Annotated in this window: 14 protein-coding genes and 1 pseudogene; 7 read left to right on the forward strand and 8 right to left on the reverse strand. The window is 67.7% G+C overall.

Features of this window, described 5'->3' with window-relative positions:
- The first annotated feature begins 176 nt into the window (after nt 1-176).
- Genes ACL03I_RS37110 through ACL03I_RS37120 form a run of 3 tightly spaced genes read left to right on the forward strand, consistent with a single transcriptional unit; the run spans nt 177 to nt 1,925 of the window.
- On the forward strand, nt 177-656 hold the full coding sequence (locus ACL03I_RS37110) for a Dps family protein (protein ID WP_355080750.1): 480 nt from the start codon (nt 177-179) through the stop codon (nt 654-656).
- The gene (locus ACL03I_RS37115; protein WP_412808353.1) at nt 656-1,096 is read left to right on the forward strand and encodes an anti-sigma factor; all 441 of its coding nucleotides are present in this window, start codon (nt 656-658) and stop codon (nt 1,094-1,096) included. Before ACL03I_RS37110 ends, ACL03I_RS37115 begins: the two co-directional genes overlap by 1 nt.
- Nucleotides 1,086-1,925, forward strand: coding sequence for an RNA polymerase sigma factor SigF (locus tag ACL03I_RS37120; protein ID WP_355080756.1), 840 nt, complete (start codon nt 1,086-1,088; stop codon nt 1,923-1,925). The genes ACL03I_RS37115 and ACL03I_RS37120 overlap by 11 nt, the downstream gene beginning before the upstream one ends.
- A gap of 6 nt (nt 1,926-1,931) precedes the next feature.
- On the opposite strand, the gene ACL03I_RS37125 is transcribed toward ACL03I_RS37120, so the two are convergent.
- On the reverse strand, nt 1,932-2,165 hold the full coding sequence (locus ACL03I_RS37125) for a hypothetical protein (RefSeq protein WP_355080757.1): 234 nt from the start codon (nt 2,163-2,165) through the stop codon (nt 1,932-1,934).
- A gap of 292 nt (nt 2,166-2,457) precedes the next feature.
- Here ACL03I_RS37125 and ACL03I_RS37130 point away from each other — a divergent pair, with 292 nt between their 5' ends.
- Entirely contained in the window at nt 2,458-4,569 is a 2,112-nt protein-coding gene (locus ACL03I_RS37130) for an AMP-binding protein (protein WP_412808354.1), read from the forward strand.
- A 24-nt stretch (nt 4,570-4,593) separates the two neighbouring features.
- Here the strand turns inward: ACL03I_RS37130 and ACL03I_RS37135 are convergent, their stop codons facing one another.
- Nucleotides 4,594-5,958, reverse strand: a complete 1,365-nt coding sequence (locus ACL03I_RS37135; RefSeq protein ID WP_355080759.1) for a WS/DGAT/MGAT family O-acyltransferase — start codon at nt 5,956-5,958, stop codon at nt 4,594-4,596.
- A 182-nt stretch (nt 5,959-6,140) separates the two neighbouring features.
- Nucleotides 6,141-6,791: a DUF6968 family protein gene (locus ACL03I_RS37140; protein WP_355080761.1), complete on the reverse strand. Its 651-nt coding sequence runs from the start codon at nt 6,789-6,791 to the stop codon at nt 6,141-6,143.
- Nucleotides 6,792-6,990: 199 nt separating this feature from the next.
- On the opposite strand from ACL03I_RS37140, the gene ACL03I_RS37145 reads away from it, so the two are divergent.
- Nucleotides 6,991-7,485 carry a hypothetical protein gene (locus ACL03I_RS37145; protein WP_355080763.1) on the forward strand — a complete coding sequence of 165 codons (495 nt, stop codon included), beginning with the start codon at nt 6,991-6,993 and terminating at the stop codon, nt 7,483-7,485.
- 57 nt (nt 7,486-7,542) lie between these two features.
- Here the strand turns inward: ACL03I_RS37145 and ACL03I_RS37150 are convergent, their stop codons facing one another.
- The 3 genes from ACL03I_RS37150 to ACL03I_RS37160 all read right to left on the reverse strand — a co-directional run bounded on the left by ACL03I_RS37150 (nt 7,543) and on the right by ACL03I_RS37160 (nt 9,500).
- Nucleotides 7,543-8,307: a hypothetical protein gene (locus ACL03I_RS37150; protein WP_412808355.1), complete on the reverse strand. Its 765-nt coding sequence runs from the start codon at nt 8,305-8,307 to the stop codon at nt 7,543-7,545.
- 193 nt (nt 8,308-8,500) lie between these two features.
- Nucleotides 8,501-8,884 (reverse strand): helix-turn-helix transcriptional regulator, encoded by a 384-nt coding sequence (locus ACL03I_RS37155; protein ID WP_355080767.1) that lies wholly within the window; start codon nt 8,882-8,884, stop codon nt 8,501-8,503.
- A gap of 130 nt (nt 8,885-9,014) precedes the next feature.
- A complete protein-coding gene (locus tag ACL03I_RS37160) occupies nt 9,015-9,500 on the reverse strand; it encodes a nitroreductase family deazaflavin-dependent oxidoreductase (protein ID WP_397281700.1) in 486 nt (161 codons plus the stop codon).
- Nucleotides 9,501-9,677: 177 nt separating this feature from the next.
- Between ACL03I_RS37160 and ACL03I_RS37165 the strand changes: the two genes are divergently transcribed.
- Nucleotides 9,678-10,538: a mycofactocin-coupled SDR family oxidoreductase gene (locus tag ACL03I_RS37165; RefSeq protein WP_412808356.1), complete on the forward strand. Its 861-nt coding sequence runs from the start codon at nt 9,678-9,680 to the stop codon at nt 10,536-10,538.
- Nucleotides 10,539-10,559: 21 nt separating this feature from the next.
- Here the strand turns inward: ACL03I_RS37165 and ACL03I_RS37170 are convergent, their stop codons facing one another.
- Nucleotides 10,560-11,138: a TetR/AcrR family transcriptional regulator gene (locus ACL03I_RS37170; protein ID WP_355080773.1), complete on the reverse strand. Its 579-nt coding sequence runs from the start codon at nt 11,136-11,138 to the stop codon at nt 10,560-10,562.
- Nucleotides 11,139-11,219: 81 nt separating this feature from the next.
- Entirely contained in the window at nt 11,220-12,095 is an 876-nt protein-coding gene (locus ACL03I_RS37175; protein ID WP_412808357.1) for an LLM class F420-dependent oxidoreductase, read from the reverse strand.
- Between the two features lie 334 nt (nt 12,096-12,429).
- On the opposite strand from ACL03I_RS37175, the pseudogene ACL03I_RS37180 reads away from it, so the two are divergent.
- Nucleotides 12,430-12,706, forward strand: a pseudogene (locus tag ACL03I_RS37180) (cytochrome P450); the annotation flags it as partial.

Genomic DNA, 12,706 nt, shown 5'->3' on the forward strand with positions numbered 1-12,706 from the left:
CGCCCGCCGAGCTGGCGGTCACCGCCGTTCTCGTGCTCTTTCTGTCCGCCGCGTGGCCGACGAGGGGCCGGGGCGCACACCCCGTTTCGTCCGGCCGCGGAAGCTACCGGGGGGTTTATCGCCGCAGAGCTGGGTAGACCGTCGGTGTCCCGATCGATGGCAGAAAGGTTCAGCGCATGTCGCAACCCATCACCAGTACTTTGGACCCGGAGCAGCAGCGTGTCGCGGGCGAAACTCTCCAGGCGACGGTGGTCGACCTGATCGACCTGTCGCTGATCGCGAAGCAGGCGCACTGGAACGTGATCGGCACCAACTTCCGGTCGGTGCACCTGGCGCTGGATGAATTGGTGATCGTGGCACGGGAGTTCACGGACTCGGCCGCGGAACGCGCCACCGCCGTGGGAGTCAGCCCGGACGGGCGCGCCGCGAGCGTGGCCAAGGATTCCGGCGCGATCGGCATCGGCGAGGGCTGGCAACAGGACACCGACGTCATCGACACGATCGTCGGCAACCTCGCCGCCGTGATCAAGCGGCTGCGTGAACGCATCGCGGCGACCGAGAAGGCCGATCCGGTGACCCAGGATCTGTTCCTGGCGATCGCGGCGCGGCTGGAGCAGTTGCACTGGATGTGGCAAGCGCAGCTCGCCACGGTGTGATGCGGGTGATCACGTGCGCGTTCGGCGCGCCCGCCACGGAGACCGCCACGGTCACGGTGCGGATCCCCGCCGACGCGCGACACCTCGCCTTGATCCGCGCGATGACCGACACCGTGTGCCTGGTCGCCGAGGTTCCGCTCGACGCCGCCTCGGACATCCGCTTGGCGATCAACGAGGCGGTCACGATGCTGCTGGCGGACGCCATGCCGGGCTCGATGCTCGGCTGCGCGTTCACCTACGGCCTCGGCCGGATGAGCGTGCGTGTCGACGCCGTCGCCGTGGTCGGCGGCGAGCTCCGCAGCGATCCGTTGAGCTGGGAACTGGTGCGCATGCTCACCCGCTCCCTATCAATTTCCCGTGACCCTTTTGATTCCGAACTCGGCGGGTACCCGACCGTTATCGAATTCAGTTGGGAACGAGGACCATTTGATGAAACGTGAGTTCACGACCGACGGAAATGACACGGCGAGGCGCACCCGCGGGGGCGACAGCTACGACAACATCGAGCCGTGGTTCGAGAAGATGGCCGCGATGGACGAGGGGGATCCGCACCGCGCGGCGCTGCGCGAGGAGGTGACCCGGCGGTGTCTTCCGCTCGCCGAGCACATCGCCAGGAAGTTCTCCGGCCGCGGCGAGAACTACGAGGACCTGCTGCAGATCGCCCGGGTCGGGCTGGTGCTCGCGGTGGACCGTTTCGATGTCTCGCGCGGCAGTTCCTTCCTCGGATTCGCGGTCCCCACCATCATGGGCGAGGTGCGCAGGCATTTCCGCGACAACACGTGGTCGTTGCGAGTGCCGCGCAGGCTCAAGGAGATTCAGCTGCGCGTCGGCCCGGCCACCGAGACGTTGTCGCATCGCCTCGGCCGGATGCCGACGGCCAGGGAGATCGCCGAGGAGTTGGACGTCGACCTCGGTGAGGTCACGCAGGCGCTCATCGCGGGCAACGCCTATCAGGCCAATTCGCTGGACGCGGCAGGCCGAGAGGAGGGCGACGGTGCGCCGCAGTCGCTCGCCGACACGCTGGGCTCCGAGGAGCCGTGCTACGACCTGCTGGAGCAGGCGATGGCCGTGCGCCCGCTCATCGCCGAGTTGCCGCCGCGCGATCGGCAGGTGCTGGTCATGCGCTTCTACGAGTCGCGGACCCAGAGTCAGATCGCCGAAGAGCTGGGTGTGTCCCAGATGCAGGTGTCGCGCATTCTCGCCAGGATTCTCAAAGACCTGCGCGAACGCGCGCTCGGCCCGGAAGAACTCGTTTCGAGCGCGGCCTGAGTTCGCTCACGTGCGTGGACGGGCGGCCGCGCCGGTCATCGGTGTGGCGGAGACCTCGCCGGTCCAGCCGCAGGGCAGGGCGCAGCTGGCGATGATCTTGGTCTCCAAGTCGCCGTTGTCGTAGCGCAACGTGGTGCTCTCCGCGTAAGCGGGATATCCGCACGCTCGGCATTTGCCGAAGAAATCGAGGATCTCCTCGGCGCGGGCGTGCGCGATTCGTCGTGCGGGCTTGTCGTCCATAACCTCTCCAGCCAGCGTTCGGTCCTGCCGAGCAGGCGTCTGTGACGTTAGGTCGGAGGTCGCCGGCCGGCGGGAGTTCGGATGATCGTTGGGCTGATTCACAGGCGTCGCGCGGGTGATTTGGGCCGGTTCCCAGGTTCAGGTGAATGCTGGGCAATCGCAGCGTATTTCCTGCGTGTCGCTGGTAGTGGCGATGATGCCCTGGCTACTTGACCTCGCTTGTGACTGACGTTACAAAGGAGCTACCCGCCGACCCGAAGTTCTTCGAACCGGCCGACGAGAAGTGCACAAGTTGGTTACCGATGTCATCGACGTAGTCGCCGAATTCGCGATCGCCCGCAAGACCATCTGGGATCTGCTGCTCGAACCGCAGACTTATCCGCGCATGTTCACCGGTATCGGCGCGTGCGAGCAGATCCAGTCCGCCGACGGCAATGTGGTCTGGCAGATGCGCGTCGGTACCTACGGGTCGGGCATACGCACCCACCAGATCCGGATCAGCGTGGGCCGGTGGTACGAGAGCTTCGAGATGCAATACGCCGCACTGGGCAGCTTCGCGTCGGTGCGACTGCACGGCGACGAGGACCGCACCAAGGTCACCGTCACGTATTTCGCGCCGAGCCGGGTGCACCCGCGGGTGAGCGAGCTGTCCAATGTGGCGATCGGCGAGTGGACCAAGGCCGGACTGAAGCGGGTGGCCGACGTCGCCAAGGGCGCGCGGACCTCCTTGGTCGTCAACGGCGAGGATTCGCCGATCCGGCGCAACGCGGGTGTGGCGCGGCAGATGGTGGCCACCGGCGTCGTGTTGCCGGTTCGTTTCGATCGGACTCTCAAACAGCTGCGCTCACTGGCGAAATGGGGTTTCAACCTGGCGGGCGGATACGCCGCGGGCGCGGCGTACGCCCCGGAGCGGACCGCGATCATCGACGACCGCGGCACCCGGTCCTTCGCCGACATGCACGAGCGCACCAACGCGCTGGCCGCGGCGATGGCCGCGCACGACCTCGGCCCGGGCGACGCCATCGGCCTGCTGGCGCGCAACCACGCGGCCATGGTCGAATGCATGGTCGCCGCAGGCAAACTGGGTGTGGACGTGGCACTGCTGAATGCCGGGCTGGCGGGCCGCACCATCGAGGAGATCGTCCAGCGCGACCGCCTGTCGGCGCTGTTCGTCGACGGTGACCTCGAGGAGTTGGTGCGCTATCTGCATACCGACATCCCGCGCTACAACACCGACGAGCGTCCGCCGGTACCCGACCGGACGACCGTGGACCAACTGGTGGCGGAGGGGCACACGACTTTCCGCACCCCTGCCCAGCCGGGACGGCTCGTCGTGCTCACCTCCGGGACCAGCGGGACGCCCAAGGGTGCGCGCAGGCCGCATCCGAAGGGCTTCGGGTCCATCGCGGCATTGCTGTCGCGCATCCCGATGCAGATGAACGAGACCATGCTGATCCCGGCGCCGCTGTTCCACACCTGGGGGTTGGCCGGCCTGCAACTGAGCACCGCGCTGCGCGCGACCGTGGTGCTGGCCGAACGGTTCGACGCGGAGGACTGCCTGCGCCGCATCGCCGAGCACCGGGTCAACACGGTGATCGTCGTGCCGACCATGGTGCAGCGCATCCTCGACCTCCCCGCGCGCGTGCGTGCTCGCTACGACACCTCCAGCCTGCGGCACATGATCAGCTGCGGTGCGCCACTGGCAGGCGCGACCGTCGAGCGGTTCATGGAGGCCTACGGCGACGTGCTCTACAACGTCTACGGATCCACCGAGGTCTCCTGGGCGACCATCGCGACCCCCGAGGACCTGCACACCTCGCCGACCACGGCGGGACGCCCGCCGCTGGGCACCAAGGTGGCCGTGCTCGGGCCGGACCACCGCAGACTCCCGATCGGCGCCACGGGACACATCTTCGTCGGCAACCACATGCTGTTCGACGGCTACGTCAACTCCGCGCCACCGGACGAGGCGCACGGCATGCTCGACACCGGCGACCTCGGCTACCTCGACGCCGCGGGCCGGTTGTTCATCGCGGGACGAGACGACGAGATGATCATCTCCGGTGGCGAGAACGTCTTCCCGCGTCCGGTCGAGGAGGCGCTCGCGCACCTGCCGCAGGTCAGTGACGTCGCCGTGGTCGGTGTGCCGGACCACGAATTCGGCCAGCGGCTCGCGGCGTTCGTGGTGAAACGCGAAGGGTCCGGCCTGGATTCGGACATGGTGCGCACCTACATCCGCAACCGCTTGAGCCGCTTCTCGGTGCCGCGCGACGTCACCTTCCTCTCGGCGCTGCCGCGCGGCGACACCGGCAAGATCCTCAAGCGTCTGCTGGCCGGTCCCGGCGCGGCCGAACCGGAGCTGCCGCCGTCGATCAACGGTCTGGGCACCGCGGGATCACCCTGAACATCCGGCGGCAGCGCCCGGCGGTCAGTAGACGGTGTCCTCCAGGTCGGTCAACGCGGATTCCAGGTGATCGAGCAGCCTGGCCACGTCCGGCACGCTGCGGCGGCAGGCGACGATGCCGATGTCCAGGCTGTCGGCATTGCTGGTGAGGGTGATGTTCACCGCCTGCCCGTCGAGCGGGATCGACAGCGGGTAGCTGGCCGCGACGCGGGCTCCATTCCAGTACTGCGGTTCACGCGGTCCCGGAATATTGGAGATGACGATGTTGAACGGCGGGCTGGTCAGCGCGACCGTGGCGGGAAGCAGCAGTGACAGGGCGAGGGGACTGAGCGTCAGCGCCGACAGCGAGACCGCCTGAACGGGGGACAGCGCGCGGTAGATCTCTTTGCTGCGATGCATCGAGGAGCTGATCGCCGCCAGCCGCGCGGCCGGGTCGGGCAGGTCGGTGGCCAGATTGCACAGCAGCGCCGCCACGGCGTTGCCCCCGCCGTCACCGTCGTCGGATTCGGGACGCAGCGAGACCGGCACCATGGCGATCAGCGGCTTGTCCGGCAAGGCGACGTGTTCGAGCAGGTAGGTGCGCAGCGCACCCGCCGACATCGCCAGCACCACGTCGTTGAGCGTGGTGCCGGTCATCTTCTTGACCTGGCGGATCCGGTCCAGCGGCCACGAGCGGGCGGCGCAGCGGCGGGCCCCGCCGATCGGGACGTTGAACATGGTGCGCGGTGCGGCGAAGGGCAGCGTCAACTGCTGCTCGAGCAGCGCGGTACGGGCCAGGCGCAAGGCCGAAGGCGCCGAGCCCGCCGCGGCGAGCAGGGCGCGCGCCCGGGTGCCGAGCGTTTGCCTCTGCGGGGGATTCGGGCGGTGCCCGGTCGAAGGCGGGAGATGCCAGGGCACCAGCGCTTCGCCGGATTCCGGGTCGGTGGTGAGCGTTCGCTGCAACAGGCGCTGGGCGCCGACGCCGTCGATGAGGGCGTGGTGCATCTTCGCGTACAAGCCGACCCGATCGCCGGCGAGCCCTTCGACCAGATGCGCTTCCCACAGCGGCCGGTGACGGTCGAGCAGGGTGCTGTGCAATCCCGCCGTTACTTCGGTCAGGGCGTCCAGGCCACCCGCTTCCGGCAGTGCCCACCGCTGGACGTGGTAGTCGAGCTCGACGGCGCTGTCCACGGTCCAGGCCAGCTGTGGAGTGCCGAACAGGCGAGCCGGGCGCTTGCGGAACGTGGGGTGGAAATTTCGGTCGGCCGCCAGCGTGGCGTACGCGCGCCGGGCGAATTCGGGTCCGGTGCCCTCCACGGGGTCGAAGATGGACAGCGAACCGACGTGCATCGGATGCTCGCGTGATTCCGCGATGAGAAACAGGGCGTCCACCGGCGAGATGAATTCCATGGGCAGTTCCCTCCTGGCGACGCCGCGGCCTCGCCACGGTCTGGTTCCGGACATGGGGACGGCCGCCGGACTGCTCATGGCGCTGGGAGATCTACGCCGGTCGAACGACGATCCCCAACCGATGATTCGATGCCGAATCCGTACCGGCTGGGCGGTTCGTCGCGAAATTGTGCGCGCGGGCCTCAGGACAGGCGGCTGACCGGCCAATCCTGCGGCAGTGCGAGGCGTTCGCTGATCATGCTGATCGCGCTGTGCAGGGCCTGGATCTCATCGATGCCGCTGGCCAGCGACGCGCCCTGCTTGCTGATATGGAACCGGCACAGGTGCTTGCGCCGGTCGGCCGCCAGATACGGCCTGCCGATGATGATCGACAACGAGCTGTCGGCTTCGTAGAGGGTGCGGGCCGCGATGAGCGCCTGCGGCTCGTAGGCGACCGTCGTGGCGGCACGCGAGGGACGGGTGGGCGCGGCGGGGAAGCCGGGGTCGGACGGCTCGGTCACCGCGAAGTGCGCACCGTGGCTGTTGGCCTGCCGCAGCTCTTGGGCGATGTCCTGGAACGCGCGGTAGAGCGCGGCGATGGAATCGACGCCGTGCGCCCATCGTTCGCCGATTCCCTGGATGCGAAAACCGCACACCACACCGGTGTCACCCGGTGCCATCTGCGGTTTCCCCACCTCGATGGAGACCTCTCGCGTGGCATCGGAGACGGTTCGGGTGGCGATCACCTCCCTGATCCGCCGCCATCTCATGCTCGCGATCGCACCGCCGTGTTCGGATTCGCGCACTGCGGGCGTGGTCGTGTCACCAGTGACCCGCGCCGGTATCGCTCTCATGATGTCTGGAGTACCCAAGTTGGACCCTCGTTTACCCTGCGGTTCGAGGTGACCTGGAACGCAGAGTGAAGACACGCCGTATCGGCAAAAGGGCTACCGGACGGTTAACGCGCCTCGCATTTGGCAGGCTGTCGCCGAGGGTGTGATGGTGGGGCCGCGACGATGAGGAGGGGCGGACGAAGTGGTAACGATTGCGCAGTTGCGAGCGGTTCTGTCGATCTTGCGCGTGGACCCGGACGAGGTCGGCGCACGGGCGGATGAGACGGGTCTGCACGGTCCGGACGCCGAACGTGTCCTACTGATCGGTTTGCTACACCGGATCGCGAGCAGCGAGCTGCGCGACGTCGTCACCACCACGATGGACGACGAGGAGGCCGCACGGGCCGCCGCGGTCAGCACCCTGCCGGTGAACGGGGAGAACCCCACGGAGCAGGCGCGTTTCGACGCGCACTGGCTGCACGACCGTATCGGCGCGCTGGCGGCGGGCACCACCGTGGAACCGGTGCCGGTGTTGCTGGACGCCGCCGCGCGGTCGGCGGACGCGGCCGAGGTCCTGCTGTTGCTCAGCCGCAATCCCCGTGGCCACGACGCGGACACCAGATGGGAGCGTGCGCTCGACGATCTGGGACGCGCCTATCACTTGATCAACGACGAGCGCGTGGGTCGCTCGAACACGACGACCGCGCCGTTGTAGCGACGCGGTCGATCGGAAGTCCGCCCGGCGGCGCGCTGCTGCGCCGCCGGGACACGGCTACTTGGTTTGGGCCGGAGCGGTTTGGACGGGCTTGTCGGCGAAGCGGGTAGTGCCGTCGGCCGCCTGCAACGTGGTGAGCAGGTCGACACCCGCCACGACGAGCGTGGGCCCGCCGGCCGCGATGGTTCCGAGGATGCCGCCGAGGCTCGCGCCGGTCAGCAGACCGGCCACGCAGCCCACGGCGATGGTGACCAGGCAGCCGATCGTGGCGCCGATCGCGGTGCCGACGAAACCGCCTATGGCGGTGGCGAGCCCGAACTGGCTGGCGAATTCGTCACGGGCGCGCTGGTTCTCGGTCATGGACGCGACCGGCTTGGCCACCAGTGGCTCGGTGATCGCGATGCCCTCCGGCCTGGACGGCTTCAGCTCGAGCACGGTGCTGTCCTTCTTCAGCTCCGGGCGCACCGGAATGGCGGTCCCCGCGATCCGGAAGTCGAGCGGCAACGTCATCGCGACGTGGCCGTCGCGGTCCCGGATGTCTACCACGTCGATCACTTGCGCGATGTCGGCCGGGGCGCCCCCATGATCGACGAGCACCCCGTCGCGCTCGGTTAGTCGCGTGTTCTCGTCGCCCGCGGGCTGATCGCGCAGTGCCTTGGACAACTGGAAGGTTCCGCCCCGGAGCGCGGCGACCACCGTCTGGTCGACGATCTTGGCCGAGTAGGTGATGTCGGGAGCGGGCTCGCCGTGGGCGACGCCCGCGCCGACGGTCAGCGAGCCGATGGCGAGTATCGCTGCCGCAGTGATGCCGCGGAGTTGCATGTTACGTCCATTCCTTCATCGGGTTAACACCTGCGTCCAGCACGGCCGGACCCGCGCACTCCGGCGGCGCAAGAGCAGTCGTCTAGGGTCGCTGAGCAGCCTAGCAGCGCCCACAGCTACCGATGAGCGTTCCGGCTCGACCGGTCGGAGATATCGAAAAATTCTCCGACCGGCCGAGTTTCGGATCCGGCGCTCAGCGCGCCGTGGCCAGTTCGCTTGCCCGCTCGGCGCGCAGGATCGTCGCGCTGGTGCCGGGCGGCCACTCGAGTCCCGCGTCGAGCCGGTCGAGCACCTCGGTACCAGGCCGTGGATTGCGGGACCGCTCGATCTCGCTGATCACCTTGGCCGGCGGGCCGCCGTTGCCCGCCACATCCGCCTGGGTCCACTTCATCTCGCGCCGCCGCGCACGCACGCGCGTGGCGAGCCCGTCGAGATCGAGCACGATGGCCGTCTCGACCTCGTCCGGGGGCAGCGGCGCCGGTCGCGCCGGTGCGTCGTGCTCTTCCTGCTGGTGCTTCTCCCGCAGCATTCCGGCGGTGATCAGCCTGGACCGTTTCCGCCTACCCATCTTCGCCACACGCTCTCCCATCCTCGGTCGAGTCGATCGATTGCGTCGCACTGCTCCGGCGGGCGGGCGGCGCCCATCGCGCCGGGAACGCTGAACATCATGGGGGAGGGTGGCCGCGGACCTCGCTCGACGCGCCGGGTCAGTGCGGCCGGTCCTCCGGCTGAAGAATGAGCACCGGGATTTCGCGCTCGGTCCAGGATTGGTAGGTGTCGAAGTCCGCGTAGAGGGCTACGAGCAAGGGCCACAAGCGATTCTTCTCCTCCCGGCTCGCCACGCGGGCGCGGACGCGTCGGTGCTCGGCCCCGACCTGTACCCGGGTCACGGGATGTGCCAGGAGATTGAAGTACCACTGGGGGTGATTCGGCAACCCGCCTTGCGAGGCGACCACTACCAGGTCGGCGCCGTCGACGAGGTACAGCAGCGGGACGGTGAACAACTTGCCCGATCTGCGACCCCGATGCTCGAGCAGCAAGGTGGGTACCGGCTCGCGGAAGCCGGCGCCGATCCGCCATCGTGCGCCGACGCGCCCTCCGGTCCGGCGGTACGCCCAGGTCTGCGCTCTGGACATGTATTTGATGACGGTCGTGACCAGCGGGGAGTCGAGGTTGCGTGGCCGCTTGGGCATCAACGATCACCCCGCTCGGGCCGGGATGCGGCCGCGGAATCGGGTGCGGTGACGAGTGATTGATCCATACCTTTGTCCGTAATATCGTCCAGACAGATGTCCGGTTACTATTCCATATATGTGCGGCGCGTGTCGCGGGGGGTGACGGGAACCGGCGACGAGCACGGTGGAGGAAACATGGATCGGGTCAGCGGCAAAGTCGTCCTGGTGACCGGTGCGGGACGGGGGCAGGGCCGCAGTCACGCGGTCGCCTTGGCCGAGGAAGGCGCCGACATCATCGCCTTCGATATCTGCGCCGACATAGCCGGCAACGAATACGCACTGGCGACCGAAGCGGATCTCGCCGAGACCAAGGACCTGGTCGCCAAGACCGGCCGTCGGGTGGTGGCCGCACAGGTCGACGTGCGCGATCGCCCCGCGCTGCAAGCGGCGATCGCGGCGGGCGTCGCCGAACTCGGGCGCTTGGACGTGGTCGTGGCGAACGCCGGGATCTGCCCGCTGGGCCACCATGTGCCGTTGCAGGGCTTCGTGGATGTCTTCGACGTCAACTTCGTCGGCGTGGTGAACACCGTGCACGCCGCGCTGCCGCATCTGGGCGCGGGCGCCTCGATCATCGTGACGGGATCGGTCGCGGGCCTGGTGCCGCAGACCGGATTCAACGGCCAGCAGGCACTGCAAGGTCCCGGCGGCGACGGCTACGGCCTGTCGAAGAAGATGATCCGTTCTTACACGCAGACTTTGGCGTTGACGCTGGGGCCGAGCTCGATCCGCATCAACGCGGTGCATCCGACCAACGTCGACACCGACATGCTGCACAACCCGGGGATGTACCAGATCTTCCGTCCCGACGTACAGAACCCGACGCGCGAGGACGCCGAGGTCACCTTTCCCTTCATGCAGGCCATGCCGATTCCCTTCGTCGAGTCCTCGGACATCTCGCACGCGGTCACGTTCCTGGCCTCCGACGAGTCGCGCTACGTGACCGGTTTGCAGATGTTCGTCGACGGCGGCGCGTCGCTGAAATTGGGCCTGGCCTGAAGTGACGCGGAACGCGACGCGTCACTTCAGGATGAGCATCGCGGACCGCTCGATGCGGTCCGCGATGTCGGAATACGATTCGTAGCCCATCCCGGCATGGACCAGCGCACCCGCGTAGAGCAATTCGAGCGATTTCAGAATATCCGCGTCGGGATTTCCGGACAGCGCGTGCGCGAGGCGGGTGCGAATTTCCAAGCCGATGCGCGACCGCAAATGCTCGACGTCGGGATCGCGGCCGAGCAGCGCGCTGGTGACCGCGCCGGACAATTCCGGTTCGTCGGCGACCAGCAACGCGATGCTGCGGAGTTCGGCGATCACCCGCACGGTGGCGTCCGGATCCTCGCTCACAGGGGAGGGTTGTGCGCGCAGCCTGCGCCAGAAGATCTCCGCGACCAAGTGCTCCTTGGAGGAGAAATAGGTGTACGCGGTGGCGGTGCCGACCTTGGCGTTGGCGGCCACCATCCGGATGGTCATGCCGGCGAAACCCTCCCGGGAAAGCACTTCCAACGCCGATCTGGTGAGCTTGTCGACGGTGTCGGCCTGCTTTCCGGACAAGCGCCGCCGCGTGGCTTCGACGGTTCTGGAATCGCTTTCGGACATGTGTCTAGATGGTAGTGTCGTTATTTCGTTCGAGCAACTTTCCTGCTGCGGAAATAGTTGTGTGTTCGGCCACGTGATTCGCTACGGCCGGCTCGCCGCGCCGAGCGGCGGGCCGATGTCGGTCAGTTTGCCGGACAACCGCTCGAGGTAGGCGCACACCGCGGGCTCGTCTTTGTCCGGCAGTCCGTACACGACGTCGGTGACGCCGGCGCGGTCCCACTCGGCCAGGCGTGCGGCGTCGGGTTTGTAATCCAGGGCCACCACGCGCGGACGTCCGGGCCGCCCGGCCTGCTGCCAGATCTCGTGCAGCAACGCGAGACGATCGGAGATCTCCGTTTCCCCCGGGGTGGTGATCCAACCGTCCGCCGACTCGGCTATCCAGCGGAAGGTGCGTTCGGTGCCCGCCGCGCCGATCAGCACCGGCACCGAGCGCCGGACCGGTTTCGGCCACGCCCAGCTCGGGCCGAAGCGCACGTACTCGCCGTCGAAACCGGGCTCGTCCCGGCTCCACAGCGCCCGCATCGCCGCCAGGTATTCGCGCAGCACGGTGCGTCGCTTGTTCGCGGGTACTCCGTGATCGGCGAGTTCGTCGGTGTTCCAGCCGAATCCGGCCCCCAGCACGACCCGGCCACCGGAGAGGTGGTCCAGTGAGGCGATCGTCTTGGCAAGGGTGATCGGGTCGTGCTCCACGGGGAGCGCGACGGCGGTGGCCAGCTCGATGCGTTCGGTGACTGCCGCCGCCATGGACAGTGCGACCCACGGGTCCAGCGTGCGCAGGTAGCGGTCGTCGGGTAGCGACGCGTCGCCGGTCTGCGGGTGCGCCGCGTTGCGCGCGACCGGGATGTGGGTGTGCTCGGGGACGTAGAAGGAGGCGAACCCCGCCTGCTCGGCCGCTCGGGCCGCCGCGGCGGGAGTGATGCCGCGGTCGCTGGTGAACAGGACGATGCCGAATCGCATGGAAATCCTTGTCTGGTCGTTCGACGAGCTGTCGTGCGCTGCCCGCGTGACGGCATCGGCGAAGGTGGCCGCGTGCTGCGAACCGCCGTGTCTGGACAGTTGTATGGAATATAGTCCGATCGCCGAGCTGCCTACAAGAACGTGTTCTTGATTCGTGGTGTGTGTCGGCCTGGCGATCGGACGGCGGATTTCTTTCCGCGAGATCGCTTGTTCGGGATTGTCCTGAAAAACTGTCAGTGGTACCGTCCAGACACATGTCCAGCTATGTGTCTCTACGGAGCGTTGGGTGGACGATCCTTGTTGAGAACTTGTTATCGAATTCGGAGTGTGGGCGATGACGGCTGTGGTGGGGCCGCTGGTGTTCGACCCGTATGACTACGGGTTTCATGAGGATCCATATCCGGTGTATCGGCGGTTGCGGGAAGAAGCGCCGCTGTACCACAACCCGGATCTGGGATTCTGGGCGTTGTCGCGGCATCCGGATGTGGTGGGGGCGTTCCGTGACAGTGTGCGGTTGTCGAGTGCGAACGGGGTGTCGCTGGATCCGGCGGCGTGGGGTCGGCACGCGCATCGGACCATGTCGTTCCTGGCGATGGATGATCCGCGGCATC

Origin of the sequence: Nocardia sichangensis, from assembly GCF_047200615.1 — a bacterium.
In the GTDB taxonomy this organism is placed as follows: Bacteria; Actinomycetota; Actinomycetes; order Mycobacteriales; family Mycobacteriaceae; genus Nocardia; species Nocardia sichangensis.